We start from the raw sequence: 25,284 nt of genomic DNA, 5'->3' as shown, positions 1-25,284 counted from the left end.
TGGCCAGCAAAGGCTTCAAGAAAGTGGCAGCCTTGCTGGGTAACGATAGACGGGCATAGTGTTTCTTGGACTCTGCCTGCCAACGCTCGTCCGTGAAGAACAAGCGCGCACGACCCCGAAAGCTCAGGCTGTGCTCAATCCAGACCGAGCCATTGCGCACCGCGCGGCGCAGGGCAAACAGGGTGGCCACCTCCAACGCCTGAAACGCCCGTTCCCGGTCTGGGCTGGAGATCGAAACCTGCCAGATCATTCCCAGACTTGGTGCCACCACTTCAACTGGCAGCTTTCTGGATCCTTTGAGATATAAAGCTTGCAGCTTGGCAAGGTACTCGATGGCAGGATGCTCGCCGGTGGCCTGCCAGGGCAGCTTTGCAATGGCGACGAGCAACGACCGCACGGGGCGAATTCCATCAATCAATCCCTCGCGGACCAGGGAGGCCCTGCTCGGTGGTTTGCGTTTCTGGGTTTCGGTGATCAAGGCTTCAAGACGGGCACGCAACTCAGCATCTGGCACCGCACCTTGCGCGCTCAAGGCAACAAGTTCGCCGAGCAGCGTTTTGTACATTGCGGCCCAATTGACGGTAGCGGGGACATCGGCGGCAGCCTGACGCCACAGATCGGCGATCCGGCGCTGCACCATAAGGATCAACTGGTCTGTGGTGGTGAACAGGCAATACCGAAGAAAGCATGCGACCTCCACGGTGCGCGCTGGCTCTTTGATCTTGGCTCCGGCTGAGGGCGGCCTGGAGACAAGTCGGCGCGCGTAGCGGCGCAAGATGAGATCGGGGATGTCTGCCAGGTGCTTATGAACGTCCAGCGTGTAAAGCAGGTCGATGCGCTCCAGTACCTCGCTGATTTGGCGGGTTGAGTGTTTCGCCGGTGCAGCCCATAGCCAACTCTGCTGGGTTTGTCCATCTGGGCGCAGCTCTGAAACTGAGGCTCGCCAGCGATCAAGTGTTGCTGGATCAACGCTGGCGGCGATGGCGGTGCCTGTTTCAACTTCAAGCTGGGCAAGTGCCGCCGCAATCAGTGTCCGAATTGCCCGCTCGTGCACGATCACCAGCTTGTTCTTGTACAGCCATTGACGCGCCCGCACGAGTAGCTGATCGCGGTCGGCGCAGCGCGCCACTTCGTCGCGCAGTTCACGTACCAGTGAGCGGCGCTGGTGCTCGCTCATCCACTGGAATCCAAGGACCGTGCAGGCTACTTGTTGGTGATCGAATAGCGTGCGCCCGCGTTCATACATGGCTCTCAGCGAGGCGACTTCTGGTGCTGCAATGCCAAGCTCGTTGCCAAGGTGGCGCCACAAGGCTACTGGAATTACCCGAAAGGCACCGAGCAAACGCCCACTCATGCGCAGGAAACCAATATGGAGCGCCAGACCAAGCTTGTGGGAATCACCTCGGCGTGCATTGATTGCGTCGCGCTCGGCACCATCGAAGGTGAAAAATGCCTTCATCTCGAAGTCGCTGATATCGCGGGGGAGCCCACGCATCCCCAAAAACGTTGTGTGCCAACCCTGCATCGTGAACCTCAAAAGTGGGAGGCCACCATACCCGTTTACAAAGCGAACAGGAAAGTCAATGAAATCAACGGTCTACCCAGACCACCCCCGCGCCAGTGCTAGCTTTGCGTACCGTCACTTATTGCACTGAAAACGAGGAGACCCCGATCACGTCGTGTTCGACACGGCACCCACCGGCCACACCCTGCGGCTGTTGAGCCTGCCGCAAGCCTGGAGCGGCTTCCTAGCAGGCAACGACCGCGGCGCCTCTTGCCTCGGCCCGCATTCGGGCCTGAAGATGCAGGAGGAGCGTTTCAAGGCGGCGCTGGCGGCATTGACCGATCCCGCCCAGACGACGGTGATCCTGGTCACGCGTGCGGACAAGGGCGCCATGGCCGAGGCAGCGCGCAGTTGCGAAGAGTTGAATGCGCTCGGCCTGCACAACCAGCGCCTGGCCATCAACGGTGTGTTCCACGCCGGCGACCGCAGCGATGCCGTGGCGGTTGCCATCGAGGCGTTGGGTCAGCAGGCATTGAAAGACATGCCGACTTCTTTGCAGGCGCTTCCCCAGGACATGATTCCGTTGCGAGCCATCGACACGGTCGGCTTGCCGGCCTTGCGTGCCTTGCTTTCAACCGAGCAAGCGGCGGTCGCCGTGGCCCCCCCGATCGCCGCCGAGCCGATCGCTGCCGGCCATGACCTGGCGACCTTGGCCGATGAACTCGCCGCCGTCGGCCATGGGCTGATCATGGTGATGGGCAAAGGGGGCGTCGGCAAAACCACCATTGCTGCGGCGCTGGCCCTGGGGCTGGTGCAGCGCGGCAAGACCGTGCACCTGAGCACCACCGATCCGGCAGCGCATCTGGCGGGCACGCTGGCGGGTGACTTGCCGGGTCTGCGCCAGGACCGCATCGACCCCAAGGTCGAGACGCAGCGCTACGTCGACAAGATCATGGCAGCCAAGTCGCCGAGTCTGGACGACCAGGAGCGAGCGCTGCTTCTGGAAGACCTGCGCTCGCCCTGCACCGAGGAGGTGGCCGTGTTCCACGCCTTCTCGCGCATCGTCAGCGAAGCACGCAGTGCCTTCGTGGTGCTGGACACGGCCCCCACGGGGCACTCGCTGCTGTTGATGGACGCCACTGGCGCCTACCACCGCCAGATGATGCAAGAGTTCGAAGGCAAGAACGCCGGGCACGTCGTGACGCCCCTGATGCGGCTTCAAGACGGTGCGTACACCAAGATCATTCTGGTGACGCTGCCCGAAGTGACGCCGGTGTCGCAGGCTGCAGCACTGCAGGACGATTTGCGCCGCGCCGGCATCGAGCCCTATGCCTGGGTGCTCAACAGGAGCGTGCTGGCCGCCGGCACCCACGACCCCTTGCTGGCAGCACGACTGGTTGGCGAACGCAGGCAGATGGCGCGCATGGCAGCAGGGCTGGCCCGGCGCAGCTTCGTCGTGCCATGGCTGACCCGCCCGCCCATTGGCATCCCTGAGCTGGGCAGGATGGTGGCGTCGCCGACAGCGGAGGCGACGCGGTCGAGGTGAACGTCCGCCTCAGGTGCTCAGCGCTTCCTTGGCCAGTCCCCAGGCCTGACTGAGTTTTGCTGTGCGCTCAACGTAGGCGCTGCGTACCCGCTCCAGCCTGGCCTCGATCCGCGAACGTGCATCGCCCCGAGCCTTCCCGACCTGCACTTCGATGGCGCGGACCCGGGCATCCGTCTCCTGCTTGAACACGGACAGTTTGTGCGTTGCGCTCTGCTTCGTCTTGGCCAAATCAGCGTGCGCGGCCGCAAGGCTGGTGACCAGGTGCTGCTGCGCTGTCCTGCTTGCATGCTTGCCTTCTGCCTCGAGCTGCGCGATCTCGGTCTTGACCGCAACGATGTCTGCGTCGAACTGTGCCTGCAAGGCGTCGATGCGGGCACGCCGGATGACGACACCGCCCAGCGCGCGCATGGCGGCATCGATCGGGGTGGCCCACTCCTCCTCGACCTCTGCAACCACGGCGGTCTTGCCAGGCTGAAGGAAGTTCGAAGCCTCTTCGACGAAGTCCAGTGCCACGCCCGCCACCCAGTAGTCGCGCACGGTGCCCAGCAACGAACCGGTCGCTGCGCCGACCACGACGCCCAGCGGCCCGCCGAGCAGGCCGATCAGTCCGCCAACGGCCAGGCCCGTGCCTGCGCCGAGCGCGAAGGAATCCGGCGTCTTCTTGACTTTCACGGTGCCGTCCAGGTCCTTGGCGATGACGCCAAGGGCGTACAAGGTGATATCTCCCTCATCGTCGAGATGACGCAAGGCACGCGTCGCTGCCTCGGCGCTCGCTTCATTGTCGAAAACGACCACGATCATTCGGTTCATGTCTTGTTCCGGTGGATTGAAAAGATCAGCCGGTGGCGTCGCCGACCGATTTCTTCAGCCGCGCCATGGCGGCACTCACGTCGCCCTCGAACGTGCGCCAGTGCGCCACGCCTGCGCGGTTCAGTTTGGACAGCTTGTCTTCGGCGCTTCGCAGATCGACCCGCAGGTTTTCGTTCTGGCGGTCGAGCTTGGCCTTCACGTCGCCCGCTGCGTTCGACGCCTTCTTGTCGAGAACGGCCATCTCCTGCTTCGCCGAAGCGATGCCGCGATCGGCCTCTGCCACGAACCGGTCGCGTCGGGTGGTATCACTCGCGTAGTTGAAGGGCGCCAACGCCTTCAGTGCCTCCTTGGTGGCGCCCGGCATCACGATCTTGCCGGCCTCGTCGCGAATCTGCGCGATCGGCACGGCCACGTCGTGCTGTCCCAGGCCCACGAACCCACCCGCACCGATGATGACGTACGACACGTTGCGCTCGGGGTCGATGATCAGGTCTTGCACCTTTCCGATCTTGGTGCCTGCATCGTTGTAGACCGTCTTGCCGAGAATCCCCTTCTTCACGCTCCATCCAAGTGCGAGGTGATCGGTCTCGGTGATGGTGACACCGATGGTGGTCGTGGAACCTGCGACCTGGGCGGTAGCGGCGGTCAGTGTCGTGAGCATGCCGGCAATGCCGAGCGCTGCGAACAGGAGAGTTTTCTTCATGGACTTCTTTCGTTGGTTGAGATGCTTCAACGCGGTTTTACAAAGCCATGAAGCGTGGGTCTGTGCGCTGGCGCACTGCAACGTCCAAGGCGCCAGCTTCGGTTGCTGGCCGTTGACGCTGAGCATGCCGGCCCTGTATTTGGGCTATGCGCCCAACCAGAATCGCTCGCTGCGATCGAGAAAGTCATGCAGGTGCACGAGCACCGAATCCTCGTCGAGCAGCACGACGCCGTACTGTGGCGGCTCGAAGCTGCCCGGGATGTCTTCCGATTCCCGAAGGTGCAGCGCCACCTGGTGGTTGGTTCCGCGCAATGTCGAGAACGGGATGCCGCGCCAGCTGCCCGAGATGGGGCGATGAATGTGGCCGAAGAACAAGTGCTTGACGCGGTGCTCGTGGCCCTTCAACGCCGTCAGCAACCATTCGTTGTCGACCAGGCCGATCCGGTCCATGACCGGGATGCCGAGGTGGAAGGCCGGATGATGCATGAACAGCAGCACCGGCGAATCGCCCTCCGCCAGACGCTGAGAAAGCCAGTTCGCCCGCTGCTCGCAGAAGACGCCGGAATGCGTTCCCGGTTCGTTGGTGTCGAGAAACAGCGCTCTGAACTTGCCGACGGCTTTTTCGTACTGGACGAACCCGTTGTTGTCCACGCCCACCTCTGGGAAGCGTTCCCGGAAATTGGGCCGGCTGTCGTGGTTGCCGAGAATCAGATGAACGGGCATCGGCAGCCGCGCACATTGCTCCGACAGTTGGCGGTAGGCGTCCGCGTGCCCGACATGTGCGAGGTCGCCCGTGATCACGCAGAACGATGCGTCCGCGTGCTCGGCGATCACGCTGTCGATGCAGCGCTCGAACCGTTTGCCGGGGTCATGCCCGTAGAGGGCACGACCCTGCTCGACAAGATGGATGTCCGTGATGTGGATGAACTTGAGCATGGTCGTGCCTGGCGATCAGCGCGGCAGCAGTGCCTGGACCGCCTTGCTCATGTCGGTGAGGGCGACGGCGGGCTGCACCTCTTGCGAGACCACGGTCTGCAGATGATCCTTGATCACATCGGTGATCTTCAAGCCGTTGTCACCCGGAAACGCATACCAGCCCGTGAGAACCGGCATCTGCGCGATGGCGGTCAAGTGATTGGGGTTCGCCTGGTAGAAGGGCGCAAGGAGCTTCGGGTCGTTCGCCGGCAGCGTGTTGGCCGGGAAGTAGCCGGTCGCCTTCACCATGGTCGTCGCACCCAGCGGGCCGGTGGCGAACTTGATGTATTCCCAGGCAGCGGCCTGCTTGGCAGAATCCTTGGAAAACATCATCGCTGCATTGCCGCCGGCCGGCAGGCGGCCGTCCTTGGCCACGGGCATGCGGGCGGTGCGAATCTCGAACTTGCCGCCGACCTGCTTCGTGATGCTGCCCAGGCGCGCCGTGGTCGTCGCCAGTACCGCGAGCTTGCCGCTCACGAAGTCCTGCCAGGCGGCCGAATAGGCGATGTTGCGCATCTCGCCTTGCTTGACGAGCTGCTCGAGGGTTTGAATGGCAGCCTTGCCTGCGGGGCCGTCGAATGCCACCTTCTTCTCGTCGGCGGTCAACATGGTGCCGCCGTTGCTGAAGACCAGCGCCTGCCACATCCAGTTGCCGGTGATGTCCCACTCGACGTGCAGGCTGTCCGTGCCGGGGGTTGCCGATTTCGACTTCTTGGCCGCATTCATGATGGCTTCCCAGGTCGTCGGGAAGCGATCGGGCTCCACGCCCGCCTTGCGCATCAGGTCGGCGTTGTAGTAGATGACGGGTGTGGACAGCGCAAAGCCGATGCCAACCTGCTGACCCTTGACCTGCCCCAGTGACAGCAGCGCCTGGTCGTAGCCCATCCCGGCCCAGCCTTTCTCTGCCTTGATGAAGGGTGTGAGGTCGACGGCGAGCCCGCGGTCGGCAAACACGCGCTGACGATTGAGGCCCTGATAGGACACGTCGGGCAGCTGGCCCGTCACGGCCTGGCGCAAGACCTGTTGCGCGGAGACCTCGTAGTCGGAGTTGGGCGCGCGGAACGTGACCTTGTACTGGGGGAACTTCGCCATGAAGTCTCTCGCGATCGATTCATGGACCTCCTTGAAAAGATCGGCGTAGGCGTAGTCGACGACGATCTCGGTCGGTTGCTGAGCCTGTGCCAGGCCTGCGGCCATCAACATGGTCAGGGCGGCGGTTTTTTTGAACAGTTGTTTCATTGCTTGATTCCTTGCGGTTTAACCCTTGACGCCGGTGAGCGTCACACCTTCGATGAAGCGCTTTTGCGCGACGACGAACAACAGCACCAGCGGCGCCGTGATCAGCACCGTGCCGGCCATCAAAGGACCGAACGCGCTGCCTGCTTCCTCATTGCGGAAGAACATGGTTCCCAATGGCGGTGTCGCCAGATCGGGTGAATTGATGACCAGGAGGGGCCAGAAATAGTCGTTCCAGTGCCAGACCACCGAGAAGATCGAGAACGCCAGCAAGGCGGGCATGGCGGTGGGCAGCATCACGCGCCAGACGATCTCCAGCTCACCCATGCCGTCCAGCCGCGCGGCATGGATCAGGTCGTCGGGCACGGTGCGAAAGAACTGCCGCATCAGGAAGATGCCGAACGCCGACACGCTGAAAGGCAGGATCAGCGCGCCCATCGTGTCGAGCAGACCTGCGTGGTACAGCATCACGTAGAGTGGGATGGCCGTGGCCTGGTACGGCACCATGAGCGCAAGCATCACCAGGCGCCATGCCCACGGCTTGCCGCGGAACGACAGCTTGGCGAAGGCGTAGGCGGCAGGCAGCGCCACCAGGATCTGAAGCACCAGGATCCCCGCGCAGACGAGAACGCCGTTCCACAGGTAGCGCAGCAAGGGGACCTTGGTCAGCGCCAGGGTGTAGTTCTCGACCGCGGCAAAGCGCGTCGGAAAGAGATGGATCTCGCTGCCGAAGATTTCGTCGGCGGGCTTGAGCGAGGTCAGCACCATCCAGATGAAGGGCATCAGGAAGACGAGCGCCACGGCCATCAGGACCCCGTGGCGAAGGATCCGAAAGGAAGGAGAAGGACGTTTCATGCGTAGTGCGTCCGGCGCTCCAGCGCGGCGTGCTGGATCTGGGTCAAGAGGAAGATGCCTGCAATGAAGACGACCGTCATGGCGCTGGCGTAGCCCATGCGGAAGAAGCTGAAACCTTCGGTGTAGATCGTGTGGAGCAGCACCTCGGTGGCCTTGTTCGGCCCGCCCTTCGTGAGCACATGCACGGTGTCGAAGACCTGCAGGGCGCGGATGGCGCACACGGTGATGACGAACAGGGTGGTGGGGCCCAGCAACGGCCAGGTGACGAAGCGGAAGCGATCGAAGGGGCGTTCGATGCCGTCGAGTTCTGCCGCATCGCGCACGTCGCGAGGAATGCCCTGCAAGCCGGCCAGGAAGAACACCAATGCCAGCCCCGACATCTGCCAGATGCCGATCGCGGCGAGCGAGTACAGCGCGAGCCGCCGGTCGTTGAGCCAGTTCTGGGGCGAGAGGCCGACCTGCATCAGCAGGTGATTCACGAGCCCGGCGCTCGGATGCAGCAGGAACTCCCACACGACCGCCATGGCGATCAGCGTCGACGCGGCCGGCATGAAGAAGGCGGTTCGGTAGAAGCCGCGTCCCGACCGATCGGACTCGATCAACAGCGCGAGGCTCAGGCCCAGCACGATCGAGCCCCCGGTGACGAGAACAAGGTAGACGAGGGTGTTGGCGACGGACTTGCGGAACACCGCGTCCGACCAGAGTTCGGCGTAGTTCTGCAGGCCGACCCAGTTCAGCGTGGTCGCGCCGAACTGCCAATCGGTCAGCGACATCAGAACGACGGCCAGCACGGGGATGAACAGCAGAACCGTCGCAAGAAGTCCCGCGGGTGCGAGAAGCGACGCTGTGGAGAGGGGATGGATGCGCATCGTCGGCTTTCAGGCAACCCGGGCCAGGACGTCGCATCGATCGATCGACAGGCGCTGACCGCCTGCGTCGAAGACATGCAGCGCTTCCCACGGGACCGTGACCTCGAACTCGGCCCCTGCGCGCGCAGCCGTGCCGGCCGGGAGGCACACGATGCAGGCCTCGCCCTGGCTCGGCAGGGTCAGCGTGGCCATCAATTCGGTGCCCGCATATTCCACATGGCCGACCACGCCGCGCACGGTGAGGCCAGGCGCCCTCGCCAAGGTGACCGCCTGGGGCCGGAAGGCGACATGGCAGGGTCCGCTGTTCCCCGGGGTAGCCGCGATGCGTTGCGCCAGGCAATGGATCTCGCCGTTGGCGAGGATCTCGCCCGGCACGACGTTGATCCGCGGCGCGCCGACGAATCGCGCGACTTCGAGGCTTCGGGGTCGCATGTACAGATCTTCGGGTGGCGCGACCTGAAGGATGCGGCCTTCGCGCATGACCGCGACACGGTCCGACATGGACATCGCTTCATGTTGATCGTGGGTGACGTAGATGAACGTCACGCCCAACTGGTCGTGAAGCTGGCGGATTTCGGCGCGCAGCGCATGCCGAAGGTTGGCGTCCAGGTTCGAGAGGGGCTCGTCGAACAGGAAAACGGAAGGGTGGCGAACCATCGCACGCGCCAGGGCAACGCGTTGGCGCTGGCCGCCTGAGAGATGCGCCGGCTTGCGATCGAGCAATCCGTCGATGGCGAGTCGTCGTGCGACCTCCTGCGCGCTGGCATGGATGTCGGCGAGCCGTCGCCGCACCCCGGGGGACACCAGGCGTGCCCCCGGCAGGCGACCCCAGAATCCGAGGCCACGCATCACCAGTGGCATCGAGATGTTCTCGCGGACTGTCATGTGGGGGTACAGCGCATAGGACTGGAACACCATCGCGCAGTCCCGCGCGCTGGGCGACAGGGCGAGCAGGTCGCGGTCTCCCATGCGGATCGTGCCCGTGTCGGGCGTGTCCAGGCCGGCGATCAGCTTCAGCAAGGTGGACTTGCCGCAACCGGATGCGCCGAGCAGGGTGAGGAATTCGCCGTCGCGCACGGTCAGGTCGAGTTCCTGAAGAACGGCAGCGCTGCCGAAGCGCTTGGTCAGGCCCGAGATCTGGATGTCAGACATGGTGAGTCGTCTCCGCCGTTGACTGAGTCGATGTCCGGGCGGCCATCCAGCTGTGGAATTCCGCGTAGTCCGAAAACGCGACGACGTACGGGCGCAAGTCGTCGGGGTTGGCCGCGTAGCCGCCCAGGTGAGCCGCCAGCCGTACGCCGGCGGCCTGGGCACATGCCGCGTCGATGCCGGAGTCCCCGACGAAGAGAACCGTCTGCGGCGTCGCGCCCAGTTGGGTGAGTGCGAGGTGCAACGGCGCGGCGTCCGGCTTGGGATGCTCGGCATCGCCCAGGCCGACGATCACATCGAAGAAGCCGGTGAGTGCTGCCTTGTCCAGCAGCGTGCGTGTCGAGTCCTGATCGCGGTTCGTGCAGATCCCCAGGGCGATGCCCTGCGAACGAAGCATCGACAGAAGCTCGAGAGCACCGTCGTATGCCACCGCTTTGTGCAGCCAGTGCGATGCATAGCGTTGCTGGAAGGCCTTCTCGAGGCGCGAGGCCAGCGCGAGTGGCACAGACGCTGTCTGAAGCCGGAGCGCGCTCTGGAAGAGGGCGGTGATGCCCTGGCTCAAGGCCGGACGAAGATGCTGCGGCTCGATGGCCTGCAATCCGGCCAGCACAAGTACCTCATTGGCCGCCGCTGCGAGGGAGGGAAGGGTGTCGAAAAGGGTTCCATCGACATCAAAGACGACTGTTCGTATTTGATCGTTAGTGTTCATGAACTGGATGTTACGAACATGATGTGTCAAACTCGTGACAAATACGGGCGGTACAGTTTCCGCACCGATCACGCGCACACCTCGCGCGTCAACCGTCCTGAGATGCAAGAAAACAGATGCTCAAAGCAGCTCGCCAGAAAGAAATCGTCGCCCTGTTGCAAGGAGGGGGCGTCGTCGAAGTCAGCGTGCTGGCTGAGCGTTTTCAGACCTCGCCCATCACCGTGCGGCGCGACCTCATCGAATTGCAGGAGCGGGGTGTGCTGGCCCGCACGCGAGGAGGGCGATTCCCGGCAACGAGGTGTATGCGGAGGGTTGGGCGCGTTACGAGAGCGTGAGCTACGCGGAGCGGGAGAGGGAAAACTACCGCGAGAAACGAGCCATCGCAGAACTCGCAGCCCAATCCGTGTCGGACGGTGATTGCATCCTGGTCAACGGTGGGACCACCTGCCGACACCTCGCGGAAGCGCTGCGAGGTCACCACCATCTTCACGTCGTGACCAACGGACTCACCGTCGCGATGGAGTTGGCCAAGAGCAGAAACGCCACGGTGCATCTATTGCCCGGTACCGTGGATTTTCAGAAGATGACGAGTGTCGGTCGCCTCGAGACAGGTGCTTTCGAGAACATCACCGTGAGAGCGGCCTTCCTCGGCGTCCACGGCATCTCCGCGAGCGGGGGCATCGGCATGTTGACACCGGAGGAGGCCGTGATGAACCGAGCCTTCGTGGACGCCGCCCAGTCCGTCAATGTCCTCGTCGACTCCTCCAAATTCAAGGCGCAGGCCATTTTCAGGATCACGCATCTCGACAAGGTCGCGCGCGTGTTCACCGACGATGGCATCACCGATGAGGTGCGACATTCACTGGAGAAGGCCGGTGTGGAGGTGTTGGTGGCTCACGCCGAGGAGAATGGTCACTAGGACGCAAACCGTCATCCCCTGACCGGCCAACGGTTTCCGTTCGCCAGCGTACAGACATGTGCACGATCCGGCCCGAGGATGAACGCCAACGCCCATCTCCGACCCGCCATGAACGCATTGCTGTCACCGCCTCCAACCCCTGCCACGGGAGGCTCCGCGTCCGCGCAGGCGATGAACGAGCCGCTGCAGAAGCAGAGGGGGGTCAGGTTCTCGGCGGGTGCGCACGACGATGACGCTTGTGCCGCCGTGCTGCTTTCGATCGCCGAATGCAGGACGTTGCGTCCTGTGTCCGTCGAGGTGCTGCCGTTTCTCTGCTCCTTTGCCCACCGCCTCAGGCACACCTTCGACGGTTGCGTTGACGTCGCTGTGGACGTCGACCGAGCGTGTTCTGCGTGGACGGTCGACAGGGACGCACTGGAAGAGGCGCTGCTGGAGGTCGTGCTGGGGTCGGTGTGTGCGATACGTCGTCGGGGGCGATTGACGTTGCGGGCCTCCGTCGACGATCGGAGCAACCAACGCAGCACGGTGCTGACGGTGTTCAACAAGGTGCCACACGAAGATTGTTCGACATTCAGTTGGAGAAACTGACTTGCTCTGGCGCTTGATTCCTCCTCACCGACATCCACATCGTCGACATCGCCCGAACCGGGAGAAATCGTCTGTTCGGTAGCGCACTTAATACCGAGATAGACAACGATCGCTTGCGATTTGCGACACCGCGAAAAATGCAGGCAAATCCCTGCACCGGCTGGTCGCCAGCACGGCTATAAGTTCGCCAGCGAACAGATCAGGGGGAATCTTCGAGCCACCCCGGCTCGACGATATTTCGATCGTTCAAACGATCCTCTTGACTGGAACCTCGAATGCCGACCATCGACCAACCGAAGAAGAACCATTTGCTGGCCGCACTGCCCGAGGCGGAGTGGTCGCGGTGGCTTCCACAGCTCGAGCCCGTCTCCTTGCCGCTCGGGAAAGTGCTGTACGAGTCCGGTGGGGTGCAAAGCCACGTGTACTTCCCGACCACCGCGATCGTCTCGCTGCTTTACGTGATGGAGAACGGCGCCTCGGCGGAGATCGCAGTGGTCGGGAACGAAGGCGTCTTGGGCATCTCACTGTTCATGGGGGGTGAATCCACGACCAGTCGCGCTGTCGTCCAAAGCGCCGGGCGTGCCTATCGGTTGAGCGCGGCCGCGATGAAGGACGAGTTCAATCGAGCGCCGGTCCTTCACCTCTTGCTTCGCTATACGCAGGCGCTGATCACCCAGATGGCGCAGACGGCCGTGTGCAACCGCCACCACACGCTGGACCAGCAACTGTGCCGCTGGCTGTTGCTCAGCCTCGACCGGTTGCAGGGCAACGAGTTGATCATGACCCAGGAGCTGATCGCCAACATGCTTGGCGTGCGCCGGGAGGGCGTGACGGAAGGCGCGCTGAAGCTGCAGAAGGCCGGGCTGATCCAGTACGCGCGTGGGCGCATCGAGGTGCTGGATCGGGCCGGCATCGAGCAGCGCAGTTGCGAGTGCTATGCCGTGGTCAAGAATGAATACGACCGGCTGCTGCCCGATCGAACGGCGCATTGATGCAAGCGCGCAGCATCAGGCGATGAGCCGGTTGTTGATCGCGTAGTAGGTCAGATCGCTATTGGTGGACAGGTTGAGCTTCTCCATCAGGCGGGTGCGGTAGGTGCTGACGGTCTTGACGGACAACGCCAGTCCCATGGCGATTGTGCTGGCGGTTTCCCCCTTGGCCAGTTGGCAGAAGACTTGGAACTCGCGTTCGGACAGCTGCTCATGCGCCGCGCAACCACGGCCTCGATGCAGCTGCGTTGGCAGCAGTTCGGTCACTTCCGCCGAGAAGTACCGGCGGCCCATGGCCAGTGTCCGAACGGCCATGATGAGTTCGCTCGGCGCGCAGTTCTTGTTCAGGTAGCCACGTGCACCTTGTCGCAGCGACTCGAGCGCGTAGTGCTCTGCGGGGTGCGCAGTGAACAGCAGGATGCTGACCTTCGGCGCAGCAACGTGGAGGGACGCCAGCGTGTCGAAACCGAGCTGTCCTGGTGCGGGAAGATCGAGGATCAGAACGTCCGGTGGCATCGTGCCTGTGACCCGTTCCATCGCATCGGCGGGCAACCTGGCCTCCCCGACGATCCTGAGGTCGGTGTGCTCGGCAACCAGTCGGCGAAGACCCGCGCGAACCACCGGATGTGGGTCCAGGATGGCGATTTCGATCATGTGAGCTTTCGTGAGCGCCAACCGCGAAGGCGGGGCAGGGTGCCACTGTCGGCGTGACACGCAGCACAGTCTGTACGCTGCCGAACGAAAGCGAAGGAGACCGGCATTCAGGGGATCTCACGGGTGATTGCTGGACGCATCATGGTGATGGGTCGAGACCATGAGCCGGCCCGTCTCCTTTTTCACCACGCCATAGCATTCGCAGGCGCGGGCATTGAGCCCGGCGCGGTTGAGCACTGCGATGTGGCCGCGTCGGTACCGGATGTGCCCGGCAGCCTGCAGCTTGCCGGCGGCTTCGGTGATGCCTTCGCGTCGCACGCCCAGCATGGAACCGATCAGCTCCTGCGTCATGGTCAGTTCGCCTGAAGGGATGCGGTCGAGCGTCAGCAGCAGCCAACGGCACAGTTGCTGCTCCACCGAGTGATAGCGGTTGCACGCGGCGGTCTGCGTGGTCTGCGCGATGAGCGCCTGCGTGTAGCGCAACAGCAGCCGCTGCAGCGCGCCTGCGCGGTCAAACTCGCGTTGCAGTACGGTGCGGCTCAGCCGAAACGCCAAGCCGGCGGTCTGCACCACGGCGGACCCCGGCGTGCTGCCGCCGCCCATGAAGAGGGGGACACCCACCACCCCCTCATGGCCGACGCCTGCCGTCTCGGACGATGCACCCGAGGTCGTCACGTAGTGCAGCGAGACAATGGCCGTCCCGGGGAAATAGGCGTGCTGCAACGGCACGCCAGATGCGTAGAGGGCGTCTCCGAGACGGAGCGTCACGGGTTCCAGGGAGGCGGCGATGGCCGCAAAGTCCGGTGGGGGCAGGGCGGCCAGCAGGTGGTTCTTCCGCGGGTCATGGAAGGTGTCCACGCTAGCGGCTCGCGATCGGGTGGATGCCATCCTCGGCAAACTCGACCCCGATGCCGCGGTAGCCGACGAAGCGGCACGATTCGTCGAAGATGGGCTCCCCGCTCACGCGAAAGTGTTGTCGAACGCCATCGGCGCCAGCGCGCGAAAAGACAAAATCCAGAAAGGGCTGGCGATTGGCGATGAGCTTGCGCAGCGCCTCGCGCTGCGTCTCGTCCCAGCCCGTTGCCGCCATGAACAGTGCAGCGCCGGGTGGGGCTTCCACGGGCAGTCCGAGCATCTCCATCGCCGGTCCCGACAGGTTCAGCAACCGGCCTTCCCCGTCTTCCTCCCAGTGCCAGTCGGACGCCAGCTGCGTGAGGCGCCGATAGCGCGCCTCGCTTTCCGCCAGCGCCGCCGTGCGCTCGCGCACTGTCTGCTCGAGGACCTCGTTGTAGCGCGCCAGCTCCTTGTAGAGCAGCCGCACTTCCAGCATGTTGTGGATGCGCGTCTTCACCTCCAGTAGGTCGAAGGGTTTGCTGATGAAGTCTCTCGCGCCGGCTTGCAACGCACGCAACTTGTGTCCCGGCTGGGCCGTGAGCACGATCACCGGCAGATAGCCGTTGGTCGCCACCGTGTCGAGCCTGTCCATGACCTCGAATCCGTCCATTTCCGGCATCTGCAGGTCCAGCAGGATCAGGTCGAACGGGCTGTCGTGGTGCAGTGTCTCGACATCCCTTGACGACATCGTGGCAACGACGTTGGTGTACCCGGCTTCGGCGAGCACACGCTCCAGCAGTTGCACATTGGCGGGTTCGTCGTCGACGATGAGGATGCGCGCATCGAGCACGTCGTGTGGGTTCAGCATGATGTGTCTCCAGGGATGGCCGTTGCGGCAGCACGGCTCCGCGCCGCCGTCATCGCCGAATCAAGCGTTTCCATGAACTTGTCGACCTTGATGGGTTTGGTGAGGTAGCGGAAGAAGCCCGCTTCGAGCCCCTTCTCGATGTCCCGGGCCATCGCGTTCGCGCTGAGCGCGATCACAGGCATGCAGGAGGTTCGCGCGTCACCGGCCAACGCACGCAGGGCCTCGAGGCCGCTCATGCCCGGCAGGTTGATGTCCATCAGGATCACGTCGGGCTGGCGGCTGCGCGCGATCTGGATGCCGCGCTCCGCGTCCCTGGCGCTGAGCAGGCGGATGTCGGGGCGGCGGGCGATCAGCTTCTCGATCAGAAGCAGGTTGGCCGGGTTGTCCTCCACGCAGAGCAAGGTCTGGCGGGGCGCGTTTGCGTCGCCTCGGGCGCGAGGAAGGGGCTCGAGTCTTGCAAAGTCGGACCCGAGTTCAGGTGCGGCCGCCGCGTCCAGTTCGATCCAGAACGTGCTGCCGACCCCGACGGTGCTCATGGCGCCGATGGCGCCGCCCATCAGCTCGATCAGGCGCTTGCTGACCACCAGGCCGATGCCGGTGCCTTCCTCCGTGCCGGATTCCTGGCCCAGCCGGTTGAAGGGCTGGAACAGCTGGGCCAGCTTTTCAGGAGGCAGGCCTGGGCCGGTGTCTTCGAACGTCACCCGCACACGCCCCGTGCCAGCGTCGTGGCATGCGATCTTCACCGAACCGCCCGGTCGGTTGTACTTGATCGCGTTGGACAACAGGTTGACCAACACCTGCTTGACCCGGGTTCGGTCAGCCTTGACGAAATGAGGGCAGGCGAGCCCCGGAAACATCACGGCGATACCGCTCTTGCGGGCTTGCGGCTCGATCATCGCCTGGCAGTCGGTCAGGACGTCCGCCAGCGCCATCGATTCCGGAGACAGTGACAGCTTGCCGGATTCGATCAGCGACAGATCCAGGATCTCGTTGATGAGCGCCAGCAGATACCACCCGGCAACCAGCACCTGATCGATGCTCTCTTTCTGCGGCGGTGTGGGGGCGGGTGAGCCGCTATCCAGCAGCTGCGCGAAGCCGAGAATCGCGTTCAGCGGCGAGCGCAACTCGTGGCTCATGCTCGACAGAAACTCCGACTTCGCCAGGTTCGCCTTCTCGGCAACTTGCTTGGCATGCGCCAGGTCGGCATTCATGAGCAGCCGGGCTTGCGCAGCTTCCATGCGAGCGGTGACATCGGTGCGGATGGAGATGTACTTCTGGGTCTGTCCCGCTTCGTCGAGGAAAGGGGCGATGACGCTGTCGACCCAGTAGAGCGATCCGTCCTTCGCACGATTGCAGATCTCTCCTCGCCAGCGTTCGCCCGCGGTGATGCTGCGCCACATGTCGATCCAGAATGTCTCGCTCTGCACACCCGAATTGACGATGCGGTGCGTCTGACCAAGGAGCTCGGCCCGGCTGTAGCCAGAGATCAGGCAAAAGCCGTCGTTGACCTCGACGATGCGTCCAGACCGGTCGGTCACGGAGACGATGGAGTGCAGGTGGATCGTTTGCAGCAGGGCGTCGTGCTCGCGCTTGGCCGCCTCGGCCTGCTTGCGTGCACTGTTGTCCGTTGCAATAAGGAGGTAGCCGATGATCGCTTCATCGGCGTCGCGCAGTGCCGTGACCGAGACCACGACGGGGAAGCGGCTGCCGTTCTTGCGGATGCAAGTCAGTTCGTAGATGTCTTCGATGCCGTGGGCGGCTTTGAAGACCAGCGCATCAAACCCCGGAGCAATCGGCGTCGACAGCTCGATGCTCAAGGCCTTGGCCCGAGCGATGAGTTCTGCCGGGTCTGAAATGTCTGCGGGCGTGATGCGGTCGATGACTTCAGCAGCGGTATAGCCGAGCATGCGTTCCGCGCCCACGTTGAAAATCTGGATCACACCGTTCGCATCCGTGGCGATTTTGGAGAACATCGCGCTGTTGAAGATGGCGGCCTGGAGTGCGGCGGCCTGGCGGAGGGCGTCGGACTGATTCTTTGGGGGCATTGGGTTTCCTGAGCCGGACAGGGTTGCAGGCTGGCCGCGCGGCGTCGGTGCGTTAGGGCACATAGGGCGCATTGGCTGCACGCGACGGCGTGTGTGCGCTGGCAGACAGTCATGGATGTGCCCATCGGGAATGCTCCGGTCTCCTCCATCCAGTGCATGGCGAGTCGCCATGCAGCACCCGTGAAGCAGACCGCACAACGTCTTTTTTTCGCCCTGCGACCGGCACTGTTCGTCCTGGCGTCGCTCGCATGCGCTGGCACCGCTGTCGCGCAACCGGCCGAACTCAGCGTGGCCTACCGCGAACAGGTCCCGCAGCGGCTCGACCTTCCGCCGGATGCGGTTCTGCATTACGCCGAACTCGCACGCGAGCAGTTTCAGCGCGCAGGTGTGCCATTGCTGGGTTCGCAGTACGTTGCGGTGGTCGACCGCAGTCCGCAGGTGCAGGCCATCCTGGTCTATTGGGTTGCGTTGGGCGAGCCAGCCCTCCTGATCGGTGCCTCACCGGTGTCGACGGGTCGGGTCGGGCAGTTCGATCACTTCGAGACGCCGCTCGGCGTGTTCGATCATTCGCTTTCCAACCCCGACTTCCGCGCGGAAGGCACTCGAAACGAGTTCGGGTTCCGCGGCTATGGTGCCAAGGGGATGCGGGTGTACGACCTGGGCTGGCAGAAGGCCCGGCGAGGCTGGGGCAAGGGCGGTGACAGCACCATGCGGCTTCAGATGCATGCGACCGACCCGGTGCTGGCGGAGCACAAGCTGGGGAGCGTGCAGTCCAAGGGCTGCATCCGGATTCCAGCGGCGCTCAACCGGCTGCTCGATCATTTCGGTGTGCTCGATGCCGACTATGAAACGGCAGCGAGCGCGTCCGCCCTGGCCGAAGGAACGCCACCTTGGGTGCTGGCGCAGGATCGACGGCCGATCAGCGATGCCGGGCGCTATCTCGTCGTTGTCGACAGCCAGCGCGACACGCGCCCGGACTGGTCGCCTGCGCCGTTGCCGTTGCCGTTGCCGTGATGCTCTGTGCGCTGGCAGACGGTCGGCGTGGCCGATTTGCGTCAATGTGAGAAGGACGCAAGGAGACGCGTGCGCATTGCGAAGGCAAGCCGCTGTGAGACTCCGCGCGGCGCAATCTCCGGAAGAGACAATGAACCTGAAAAACACAAGCAAAGCATTCAGCAGCGCCGTCATCGACATGCATTGGTTGACAGCGCTGCTGCTGGCCGCGGTCTATGCATGCATGGAACTTCGCGGCTGGGCACCGGAGGGAAGTAGCTTGCGCGCCAGCATGAAAGCCCTTCACTTCTCTTTGGGCCTCTGCGTTCTTCTGACTGTGGCCGCGCGTCTCGCGGTGCGCTGGACGGCGGGTGCGGCGCCGCCCATTGTTCCGGCGTTATCGGCGACGCAAGGGTTGCTCGCACGGCTAGGGCACGTCGCGCTCTATGCGTTCCTCATCGCGATGCCTATCCTCGGCTGGCTCACGCTCAGCGCGGCGGGAAAGCCCATCCTGCTCTTTGGCGCAGCACTGCCTGCGCTGATGGCGCCCGACGAAGCACTGGCCAGCCAGGTCAAGGCGCTGCACGAAACGCTGGCGACGATCGGCTACTTCCTGATGGGTCTGCACGCCGCAGCGGCGCTGGCGCATCACTACCTGCGGCACGACAACACGCTGGTGCGCATGCTGGCATCACGGCGAAAGAACGGAGGCAACCGGTGACATCCCCACGCAGCCGCGCCCACAGGGAACGCCACCGCACCGACCGTGTCGGCTGGCTGCGCGCAGCCGTGCTGGGTGCCAACGACGGCATTGTGTCGACGGCCAGTCTGGTGGCCGGCGTAGCGGCGGCCCATGCCAGCCACGGAAGCATCCTCACCACGGCGATCGCCGGGCTGGTGGCCGGGGCCATGTCGATGGCCGCCGGAGAATACGTTTCGGTTCACTCGCAGGCCGACACGGAGAAGGCCGACCTCGAGCGGGAACGCGTCGAACTGCAGACCGAGCCGGCTGCCGAGCACCGCGAACTGGCGGCCATCTATGTGCGCCGCGGTCTCGATGCCACGCTCGCGAAAGAGGTCGCACAGCAACTGATGGCGCACGACGCGCTCGGCGCGCATGCGCGCGATGAACTCGGCATCTCGACCGTGCTGAGCGCTCGGCCGGTGCAGGCCGCGCTGGCCTCCGCAAGCAGCTTTGCGGCCGGTGCAGCGCTGCCGTTGGGGGTGGTCATGCTGGCCCCCCATGACGCGTTGATGCCTTGGCTGTGCGGCAGCACGCTGGTGTTCCTGGCGGGTCTCGGCGCGGTGGCGGCGCGCGTCGGCGGCGCCGGCATGGTCGTCGGGGCGTGGCGGGTCACGTTCTGGGGTGCGCTGGCCCTCGGTATCACCTGGGGTGTCGGCGCACTCTTCGGCGCCGCGGTCTGACGACGCAGGCCCAGGCGTCAGTCCAGCAGAACCAGGTCGCCGCGGGCTGCCGCGCCTTCCACGTCGTTCAGCGGGAGCATGGTGCAGTTCTGGCCCTTCGCCCCCCAGATCACTTCGACCACCGGACCCTCCATCTTCTCGATCAGGCACGGGCCTTTGGGGATGGTGCGATGCCGGCCATCGTCCCCCCGATAGCGCATCGCCGCGGTGATGCGGGCACTGTGCATCGTCAGCGGCTGTGCCGGCGTGGTCGACGGGGGCGTGTGTGGATCAGGCATGTGCGCATGTTCGCCGCGGCCGGCCATTCTTTCCGTTCGCCAGCGCACAGACCTGGCGCTGCCCGGCCCACTAGCCTCCAGGCCATGACTACTCCACCCGAAGCCTATCTCGTCGGGAGCGGCATCGGCTCGCTGGCCGCGGCCGCCTTCATGGTTCGCGACGGCCACATCCCGGGCGATCACATCACGATCTTCGAAGCCGGTCCGGTGGCGGGCGGCAGCCTCGACGGCGCAGGCGATCCCGTGAAGGGCTACTCGCTGCGCGGAGGGCGGATGCTGACCACCGACAACTACGAATGCACCTGGGACCTGTTCAAGACGATCCCCGCGCTCGGCGAGCGCGTTACCACCGTGTTCGAAGAGACGCTCGCATTCAACGAAAAGCACAAGTCGCATGCGATGGCGCGTCTGGTCGATCGACGGCGTGCCAAGGTGCCGGTGAAGTCGATGGGCTTCTCCATGCAGGACCGGCTGGAGCTCCTCAAGCTCAGCACCGCCGATGAAGCCACGATGGGCGCCAGCCGGATCACCGACTGGTTGTCGCCAGCTTTCTTCGAAACCGAGTTCTGGTTCATGTGGGTGACGACCTTCGCGTTCCAGCCCTGGCACAGCGCGGTCGAGTTCAGGCGTTACCTGCATCGCTTCGTGCTGGAGTTTTCTCGCATCGAGACCCTCGGGGGTGTCAAGCGGACGGTTTTCAACCAATACGACTCGCTGGTGCGTCCGTTGCAGGCCTGGCTGGAGGGGCAGGGCGTCCACTTCGTGATGGACTGCATGGTGACCATGCTCGACCACACCACCCGTGAAGACCGCCTGGTGGTGACCGGCATTCACACGACGCATCAGGGGCAATCCGCGCGCATCGCGGTGGGAGACGGCGACCTGGTGTTTCTTCAGAACGGCTCCATGACCGATTCGTCCAGCCTCGGTTCGATGAGCGAGGCACCGCCGCAACGCAGCAAGACGGAGGGGGGCGGCTGGACGCTGTGGGAGAACCTGGCAACGAACCGGCCCGGCTTCAGCAACCCGGGGGCCTTCAACAGCTGCATCGCGCAGTCCTGCTGGGAGTCGTTCACCGTCACGCTGCAGAACCCCGAATTCTTCGATGCGATGGCGCAGTTCAGCGGCAACGAGGCGGGCACCGGCGGCTTGGTGACCTTCAAGGATTCGAACTGGCTCATGTCGATCGTGCTGGCCCACCAGCCGCACTTCATCGACCAGCCGGCGGACGTGCAGGTGTTCTGGGGCTACGGCCTGTTGCCAGACCGGGTCGGCAACTTCGTGCCGAAGCCGATGGAGCAGTGCAATGGGGCGGAGATCCTTCAGGAACTCTGCGGCCACCTGCGCTTCGACCTCTCGACCGTTGAGACGGGCAACTGCATTCCCTGCCGCATGCCCTACATCACCAGCATGTTCATGCCGCGCATGCCCGGCGATCGGCCGCTGCCGGTGCCCGCAGGCTCCCAAAACCTTGCATTCGTCAGCCAGTTCGTGGAGCTGGCGGACGATGTGGTCTTCACCGTCGAGTACTCGGTGCGGGCGGCGCAGACGGCCGTTTATGAACTGCTGCACATCGACCGCAAGATCCCGCCCGTCACGCGCCACGACAGATCGATCAAGGCGGAGTTCGAGGCCTTGGTCAAGGCATTCGAGTGAGCCCGAGTGCGAGTCCGGTCAGTGCGAATCGCTGCTCGATAGTGTCGCGATAGCCGAGGCCTACCCGCCGACGACATGGATGCGACACGTCTCGTTCTGATCATGCTGCTGGCCGTCGTTGCCAGCCGTCTGATCGCCCGAGCCGTGCGCCTGCCGGTGCCGCTGATCCAGATCGCGCTCGGATGCGGCGTGTTCTATTCGGGCCTCACGTCCGTGGCGCTCGACCCGGATGTGTTCTTCCTTCTGTTGCTGCCTCCACTGTTGTTCCTCGACGGATGGCGCATCCCCAAGGACGACCTCCGGCGCGATGCGCCGACCGTCGTCACGCTGGCATTGGGGCTGGTGGTCTTCACGGTGCTTGGCATCGGGCTGCTGATCCATTGGTTGATCCCCGCGGTGCCGCTGCCGGTGGCGTTCGCGCTGGCGGCCGTGATCTCGCCGACCGACCCGATCGCCGTGTCGGCCATCGCGGGCCAGACGCCGCTTCCATTGCGCATGCGCCGCATCCTCGAGGGCGAAGCGCTCTTCAACGACGCCTCGGGCCTCGTGTGCATGCGATTCGCCGTCGCCGCCGCGCTCACGGGGTCGTTCGGACTCTCGCAGGCGCTGCTCGACTTCCTGTGGGTCGCCTCGGGTGGGTTGGGCGTCGGGTTCGCCGTGACCTGGCTGGTGACACGTGCGCGCTCGTCGTCGCCGTCAGTGCTGGTGGGCGACGACGGCGGCGCGCAGATCCTTGCGAGCGTGTTGATTCCCTTTGGCGTGTACCTGCTGGCCGAAGCCCTGCATTGCTCGGGCATTCTGGCCGCCGTCGCGGCCGGCATCACGATGGGCCACAGTCCACATGCGCACTGGCAGGCGGTCACGCGCATCCGGCGCACGGCAGTATGGGACACGTTGCAGCTGTTGGCCAACGGCAGTGTGTTCGTGCTCCTGGGCGAGCAGATTCCGTCGATCCTCGCCGGTGCGGGCGAGACCGTACGAATAACGGGACATCACAACCCGTGGTGGCTCGGTGTGTATGTGCTGGGCATCGTCATCGCCCTGGCTGCGCTGCGCTTCGCGTGGGTCTGGGCATCGATGAAGGTCGCCTACCTGGGCATGCAGTCCCTCGTGCAGACGTCCCACGGCCAGCGGTGGCGTGTGGTGGCTGCCATGTCGGTGGCGGGCGTGCGGGGCGCCGTCACGCTGGCAGGCGTGCTCACCTTGCCTTTGGCGCTGAGCGACGGCACACCCTTTCCGGGCCGCGATCTGGCCATTTTTCTAGCGGCCGGTGTCATCCTGATGTCGCTTCTGGTCGCCACCGTGTTGCTGCCACGCGCGCTGCGGGGCGTGGTGTTGCCTGAGACGTCCCGTGTCGCCGAGGAGGAACAGGCCAGAGCATGGGCAGCCGAAGCCGCCATCGGTGCGATCGAACGTGCCCAGCTTGCTCGCTTGCTCCCAACGTCTACAAGCGCCGGCGTCGACGCCGGTGTCTACGCGGCAGCGGCGTCCCGTCTGATCGCACTTTATCGGCAGCAAATCGATATGGATCCTGGCAAAGCTGGCGCCGCAGACCGGCGGCACGCAGCCGATGCCATCGACAGCCAACTGCGCCTGGTCGGGCTGCGTGCCGAGCGCGATGAAATTCTGCTGCGCGCCCACGACCACCGGATCAGCGACGCGACGCAAGCGCGCATGGTGCGCGAGATCGATCTCCAGGAGGCGCGTTACAGCGGTGCGCAGGCGGGATGACGCTTGCCGACGAATCATCGTCGCCGCGGAGGTGCGTTGGCGCACAGACCTCAGAGGCCGTTGCCGCACAAGCTGCCTCTTTCCAACAAGGATGACAGTCATGACCAAAACCGATAGCCAGATCCAGCACGACGTGCTGGCCGAACTTGCGTGGGAGCCTTCGGTAGGCGCCGCAGCCATCGGTGTCGAGGTCAAGGACGGCATCGTGACGCTGGCCGGCCATGTGGCCAGCTTCAACGAGAAGTGGGAAGCCGAGCACGGAGCTCTGCGGGGTCTCCTCGTTTTCAGTGCAATAAGTGACGGTACGAAAAGCTAGCACTGGCGCGGAGGTGGTGTTGGTAGATCGTTGATTTCATTGACTTTCCTGTTCACTTTCAAATCTGCGATTCGTGGCGTCAAACCGTGGTCGGTTTCATCCATTGGTGCCAGTTATCGATGCATTTGGCCGCGAAGGCAGGATTTGGTCAGCATAGCGGTCAACCGGGAAGCGAAACACACCCCGCAAGTTGATGCTCTCCAGCCTGGTGGGCGCAATCTTCCCGATCAGTTCCGGTGGAATGACCTGGCGGCGGTTCGACCAGCGATCCAGGACCGCCTGCATCTGTGAGGTATTCCACGCCATCACGATGTTGGCCATCAGGCTCAACGCATCGGCCACAGCCTGCATTTCATCGACACGTTTGGCCTGCGCCGGGCTGATCCGGCCGGTATAAATGGCGCGCTTGAGGGCGTTAACAGCCTCGCCCCGATTGAGCACCCGGCGCAACTCGTTCCTGAAAGCGTCCTTGACAAAGTAGTCAGCCAAAAACGCCGTACGCAGCAACCGCCCCAATTGCACGCCAGCCTCATAGATTGGATCGCCCTGGGCGGCAGAACCGAACCGCGCAAGAGCTGCCACCGCACTGGCATGTCCGCTCATGACCGAGGCTGCCAGGTGCACCAGACTATCCCAATGCTTTTCGATCAAAGCGACGTCGACATTGGCTTCGCACACCGCAGCGATTTCTGCGGGCACTTTGGTGCCGCGTGGCACAAAGAGGTGGCGCTGTTTGAGTTCCTTCAACCGCGGGCAAAGATCAAAACCAAGCAAACGGGCATGTGACATGGCAAAGTCGGTGTAGCCATGGGTATCCACAGCAAGCTGGCTGGTCTCCAGCTTTTCTTGGCGGATGACACCTTCAATGGCCACGCCCGCCTGGCGCTCATTGAGCACAAAGGGCTGCGCATGGAAGATGCCCCACCGGTCTTTTACATGGGAGTAGATTCCAATGGAAGGTGTGTTGCGCCGAGGATCAAGCCGGGCTTGCCACACCCGTTTGGTGGTCTCCATGCTCATCATGTCAGAAGATGCCAAATCGGACCGCCCCCAGGTGGCGGCAATCGGGTGTCGCTGCATGAATTCCAGCACAGCCTGGCAGGCCTGGCTCAGACGCCGTTCGTCCCGCGCCCAGCGCATGGCCTGGCGAATGCTGGTGGCAGACAATTGCGGAATCATGCGCGCGCATTCGACCGCAGTCAGACTGGTGCCGTGGGCCATGATGCCGGCATAGACCATCAGCAGCTCGTCGGTAGAGCGCGGCTCACGTCCGAGCATGATCCAGCTAAAGCGCACCTGGGCGTCAACGGCCAGAATCACTTCCGGCAATTGAACCTCACCGATGCGGTGATCCAAAGCCGCGCGCAGCTTGGTCACTTCTGGGTCTTCGTCCTCTGCGGGCAATGGCGACAAATGGAGTTCATCATCCACGCGCAGTACGCCACTGCGGGCTGCAGCGGCCACCGCATCGACACCGGCAGTTACTCTGGCCAGCAAAGGCTTCAAGAAAGTGGCAGCCTTGCTGGGTAACGATAGACGGGCATAGTGTTTCTTGGACTCTGCCTGCCAACGCTCGTCCGTGAAGAACAAGCGCGCACGACCCCGAAAGCTCAGGCTGTGCTCAATCCAGAC

General features: G+C 63.9%; 23 protein-coding genes and 3 pseudogenes. 11 read left to right on the top strand and 15 right to left on the bottom strand.

All coding sequences use genetic code 11. The features are described 5' to 3' along the window. Positions 1-1,525, bottom strand: a pseudogene (locus C5F52_RS29040) (Tn3-like element IS1071 family transposase); the annotation flags it as partial. Between the two features lie 145 nt (positions 1,526-1,670). On the opposite strand from C5F52_RS29040, the pseudogene C5F52_RS29035 reads away from it, so the two are divergent. Further along, a pseudogene (locus tag C5F52_RS29035) lies at positions 1,671-3,050 on the top strand (ArsA-related P-loop ATPase); the annotation flags it as partial. A 9-nt stretch (positions 3,051-3,059) separates the two neighbouring features. Here the strand turns inward: C5F52_RS29035 and C5F52_RS29030 are convergent. Genes C5F52_RS29030 through C5F52_RS28995 form a run of 8 tightly spaced genes read right to left on the bottom strand, consistent with a single transcriptional unit; the run spans position 3,060 to position 10,356 of the window. Continuing rightward, the gene (locus C5F52_RS29030) at positions 3,060-3,860 is read right to left on the bottom strand and encodes a DUF1269 domain-containing protein (protein ID WP_082138174.1); all 801 of its coding nucleotides are present in this window, start codon (positions 3,858-3,860) and stop codon (positions 3,060-3,062) included. 25 nt (positions 3,861-3,885) lie between these two features. Beyond that, a complete protein-coding gene (locus C5F52_RS29025; protein WP_236658049.1) occupies positions 3,886-4,689 on the bottom strand; it encodes a PRC-barrel domain-containing protein in 804 nt (267 codons plus the stop codon). A gap of 18 nt (positions 4,690-4,707) precedes the next feature. Continuing rightward, entirely contained in the window at positions 4,708-5,499 is a 792-nt protein-coding gene (locus C5F52_RS29020) for a phosphodiesterase (protein WP_017405781.1), read from the bottom strand. A gap of 15 nt (positions 5,500-5,514) precedes the next feature. Beyond that, the gene (locus C5F52_RS29015; RefSeq protein WP_017405782.1) at positions 5,515-6,777 is read right to left on the bottom strand and encodes an ABC transporter substrate-binding protein; all 1,263 of its coding nucleotides are present in this window, start codon (positions 6,775-6,777) and stop codon (positions 5,515-5,517) included. A gap of 18 nt (positions 6,778-6,795) precedes the next feature. Next, positions 6,796-7,581, bottom strand: a complete 786-nt coding sequence (locus tag C5F52_RS29010) for a carbohydrate ABC transporter permease (RefSeq protein WP_017405783.1) — start codon at positions 7,579-7,581, stop codon at positions 6,796-6,798. A gap of 44 nt (positions 7,582-7,625) precedes the next feature. Continuing rightward, complete coding sequence (locus tag C5F52_RS29005; protein WP_026062490.1) at positions 7,626-8,498, bottom strand: carbohydrate ABC transporter permease; 873 nt, start codon at positions 8,496-8,498, stop codon at positions 7,626-7,628. Positions 8,499-8,507: 9 nt separating this feature from the next. After that, complete coding sequence (locus C5F52_RS29000; RefSeq protein ID WP_017405785.1) at positions 8,508-9,650, bottom strand: ABC transporter ATP-binding protein; 1,143 nt, start codon at positions 9,648-9,650, stop codon at positions 8,508-8,510. After that, complete coding sequence (locus C5F52_RS28995; protein ID WP_017405786.1) at positions 9,643-10,356, bottom strand: HAD family hydrolase; 714 nt, start codon at positions 10,354-10,356, stop codon at positions 9,643-9,645. The genes C5F52_RS29000 and C5F52_RS28995 overlap by 8 nt, the downstream gene beginning before the upstream one ends. A 116-nt stretch (positions 10,357-10,472) precedes the next feature. Between C5F52_RS28995 and C5F52_RS30330 the strand changes: the two genes are divergently transcribed. The 4 genes from C5F52_RS30330 to C5F52_RS28980 all read left to right on the top strand — a co-directional run bounded on the left by C5F52_RS30330 (position 10,473) and on the right by C5F52_RS28980 (position 12,855). After that, a complete protein-coding gene (locus tag C5F52_RS30330; RefSeq protein ID WP_236658048.1) occupies positions 10,473-10,691 on the top strand; it encodes a DeoR family transcriptional regulator in 219 nt (72 codons plus the stop codon). After that, positions 10,655-11,275 (top strand): DeoR/GlpR family DNA-binding transcription regulator, encoded by a 621-nt coding sequence (locus tag C5F52_RS30325; protein WP_369954725.1) that lies wholly within the window; start codon positions 10,655-10,657, stop codon positions 11,273-11,275. The genes C5F52_RS30330 and C5F52_RS30325 overlap by 37 nt, the downstream gene beginning before the upstream one ends. 78 nt (positions 11,276-11,353) lie before the next feature. Then, positions 11,354-11,863, top strand: coding sequence for a hypothetical protein (locus tag C5F52_RS28985; RefSeq protein ID WP_104801826.1), 510 nt, complete (start codon positions 11,354-11,356; stop codon positions 11,861-11,863). A 275-nt stretch (positions 11,864-12,138) separates the two neighbouring features. Beyond that, the gene (locus tag C5F52_RS28980; protein WP_017405789.1) at positions 12,139-12,855 is read left to right on the top strand and encodes a Crp/Fnr family transcriptional regulator; all 717 of its coding nucleotides are present in this window, start codon (positions 12,139-12,141) and stop codon (positions 12,853-12,855) included. A gap of 15 nt (positions 12,856-12,870) precedes the next feature. Here the strand turns inward: C5F52_RS28980 and C5F52_RS28975 are convergent, their stop codons facing one another. The 4 genes from C5F52_RS28975 to C5F52_RS28960 all read right to left on the bottom strand — a co-directional run bounded on the left by C5F52_RS28975 (position 12,871) and on the right by C5F52_RS28960 (position 17,253). After that, complete coding sequence (locus C5F52_RS28975) at positions 12,871-13,506, bottom strand: response regulator transcription factor (RefSeq protein WP_017405790.1); 636 nt, start codon at positions 13,504-13,506, stop codon at positions 12,871-12,873. A gap of 117 nt (positions 13,507-13,623) precedes the next feature. Then, positions 13,624-14,364 carry a Crp/Fnr family transcriptional regulator gene (locus C5F52_RS28970; RefSeq protein ID WP_017405791.1) on the bottom strand — a complete coding sequence of 247 codons (741 nt, stop codon included), beginning with the start codon at positions 14,362-14,364 and terminating at the stop codon, positions 13,624-13,626. Between the two features lies 1 nt (position 14,365). Continuing rightward, on the bottom strand, positions 14,366-15,208 hold the full coding sequence (locus C5F52_RS28965) for a response regulator (protein ID WP_017405792.1): 843 nt from the start codon (positions 15,206-15,208) through the stop codon (positions 14,366-14,368). Next, on the bottom strand, positions 15,202-17,253 hold the full coding sequence (locus tag C5F52_RS28960) for a PAS domain-containing sensor histidine kinase (RefSeq protein WP_017405793.1): 2,052 nt from the start codon (positions 17,251-17,253) through the stop codon (positions 15,202-15,204). The genes C5F52_RS28965 and C5F52_RS28960 overlap by 7 nt, the downstream gene beginning before the upstream one ends. Positions 17,254-17,364: 111 nt before the next feature. On the opposite strand from C5F52_RS28960, the gene C5F52_RS28955 reads away from it, so the two are divergent. The 3 genes from C5F52_RS28955 to C5F52_RS28945 all read left to right on the top strand — a co-directional run bounded on the left by C5F52_RS28955 (position 17,365) and on the right by C5F52_RS28945 (position 19,671). Beyond that, a complete protein-coding gene (locus C5F52_RS28955; protein ID WP_017405794.1) occupies positions 17,365-18,267 on the top strand; it encodes a hypothetical protein in 903 nt (300 codons plus the stop codon). A gap of 130 nt (positions 18,268-18,397) precedes the next feature. Then, positions 18,398-18,967: a cytochrome b gene (locus C5F52_RS28950; protein ID WP_026062493.1), complete on the top strand. Its 570-nt coding sequence runs from the start codon at positions 18,398-18,400 to the stop codon at positions 18,965-18,967. Next, positions 18,964-19,671 (top strand): VIT family protein, encoded by a 708-nt coding sequence (locus C5F52_RS28945; RefSeq protein ID WP_017405796.1) that lies wholly within the window; start codon positions 18,964-18,966, stop codon positions 19,669-19,671. Before C5F52_RS28950 ends, C5F52_RS28945 begins: the two co-directional genes overlap by 4 nt. 17 nt (positions 19,672-19,688) lie before the next feature. On the opposite strand, the gene C5F52_RS28940 is transcribed toward C5F52_RS28945, so the two are convergent. Beyond that, positions 19,689-19,949 carry a hypothetical protein gene (locus tag C5F52_RS28940; protein ID WP_146100200.1) on the bottom strand — a complete coding sequence of 87 codons (261 nt, stop codon included), beginning with the start codon at positions 19,947-19,949 and terminating at the stop codon, positions 19,689-19,691. A gap of 84 nt (positions 19,950-20,033) precedes the next feature. On the opposite strand from C5F52_RS28940, the gene C5F52_RS28935 reads away from it, so the two are divergent. The 3 genes from C5F52_RS28935 to C5F52_RS28925 all read left to right on the top strand — a co-directional run bounded on the left by C5F52_RS28935 (position 20,034) and on the right by C5F52_RS28925 (position 23,652). Continuing rightward, a complete protein-coding gene (locus C5F52_RS28935) occupies positions 20,034-21,605 on the top strand; it encodes an oleate hydratase (protein ID WP_017405798.1) in 1,572 nt (523 codons plus the stop codon). 75 nt (positions 21,606-21,680) lie between these two features. Further along, positions 21,681-23,336, top strand: a complete 1,656-nt coding sequence (locus C5F52_RS28930) for a Na+/H+ antiporter (protein WP_017405799.1) — start codon at positions 21,681-21,683, stop codon at positions 23,334-23,336. Positions 23,337-23,436: 100 nt separating this feature from the next. After that, a complete protein-coding gene (locus tag C5F52_RS28925; protein WP_104801827.1) occupies positions 23,437-23,652 on the top strand; it encodes a BON domain-containing protein in 216 nt (71 codons plus the stop codon). A gap of 96 nt (positions 23,653-23,748) precedes the next feature. Here the strand turns inward: C5F52_RS28925 and C5F52_RS28920 are convergent. Then, positions 23,749-25,284: pseudogene (locus C5F52_RS28920) on the bottom strand (Tn3-like element IS1071 family transposase); the annotation flags it as partial.

The sequence above is a fragment of the Limnohabitans sp. TS-CS-82 genome (genome assembly GCF_002943475.1).
This window is presented reverse-complemented; position numbering and strand designations above follow the sequence as displayed.

Bases quoted from the DNA above. Each gene is read 5' to 3' on its own strand.
- C5F52_RS29020 (WP_017405781.1), bottom strand. From the start codon at position 5,499: ATGCTCAAGTTCATCCACATCACGGACATCCATCTTGTCGAGCAGGGT.
- C5F52_RS29015 (WP_017405782.1), bottom strand. From the start codon at position 6,777: ATGAAACAACTGTTCAAAAAAACCGCCGCCCTGACCATGTTGATGGCC.
- C5F52_RS28965 (WP_017405792.1), bottom strand. From the start codon at position 15,208: ATGCTGAACCCACACGACGTGCTCGATGCGCGCATCCTCATCGTCGAC.
- C5F52_RS28935 (WP_017405798.1), top strand. From the start codon at position 20,034: ATGACTACTCCACCCGAAGCCTATCTCGTCGGGAGCGGCATCGGCTCG.
- C5F52_RS28985 (WP_104801826.1), top strand. From the start codon at position 11,354: ATGAACGCCAACGCCCATCTCCGACCCGCCATGAACGCATTGCTGTCA.
- C5F52_RS29005 (WP_026062490.1), bottom strand. From the start codon at position 8,498: ATGCGCATCCATCCCCTCTCCACAGCGTCGCTTCTCGCACCCGCGGGA.
- C5F52_RS30330 (WP_236658048.1), top strand. From the start codon at position 10,473: ATGCTCAAAGCAGCTCGCCAGAAAGAAATCGTCGCCCTGTTGCAAGGA.
- C5F52_RS29000 (WP_017405785.1), bottom strand. From the start codon at position 9,650: ATGTCTGACATCCAGATCTCGGGCCTGACCAAGCGCTTCGGCAGCGCT.
- C5F52_RS28980 (WP_017405789.1), top strand. From the start codon at position 12,139: ATGCCGACCATCGACCAACCGAAGAAGAACCATTTGCTGGCCGCACTG.
- C5F52_RS28940 (WP_146100200.1), bottom strand. From the start codon at position 19,949: ATGCCTGATCCACACACGCCCCCGTCGACCACGCCGGCACAGCCGCTG.
- C5F52_RS29025 (WP_236658049.1), bottom strand. From the start codon at position 4,689: ATGCTCAGCGTCAACGGCCAGCAACCGAAGCTGGCGCCTTGGACGTTG.
- C5F52_RS29010 (WP_017405783.1), bottom strand. From the start codon at position 7,581: ATGGCCGTGGCGCTCGTCTTCCTGATGCCCTTCATCTGGATGGTGCTG.
- C5F52_RS29030 (WP_082138174.1), bottom strand. From the start codon at position 3,860: ATGAACCGAATGATCGTGGTCGTTTTCGACAATGAAGCGAGCGCCGAG.
- C5F52_RS28960 (WP_017405793.1), bottom strand. From the start codon at position 17,253: ATGCCCCCAAAGAATCAGTCCGACGCCCTCCGCCAGGCCGCCGCACTC.
- C5F52_RS28995 (WP_017405786.1), bottom strand. From the start codon at position 10,356: ATGAACACTAACGATCAAATACGAACAGTCGTCTTTGATGTCGATGGA.
- C5F52_RS28925 (WP_104801827.1), top strand. From the start codon at position 23,437: ATGACCAAAACCGATAGCCAGATCCAGCACGACGTGCTGGCCGAACTT.
- C5F52_RS28975 (WP_017405790.1), bottom strand. From the start codon at position 13,506: ATGATCGAAATCGCCATCCTGGACCCACATCCGGTGGTTCGCGCGGGT.
- C5F52_RS28930 (WP_017405799.1), top strand. From the start codon at position 21,681: ATGGATGCGACACGTCTCGTTCTGATCATGCTGCTGGCCGTCGTTGCC.
- C5F52_RS28955 (WP_017405794.1), top strand. From the start codon at position 17,365: ATGGATGTGCCCATCGGGAATGCTCCGGTCTCCTCCATCCAGTGCATG.
- C5F52_RS28950 (WP_026062493.1), top strand. From the start codon at position 18,398: ATGAACCTGAAAAACACAAGCAAAGCATTCAGCAGCGCCGTCATCGAC.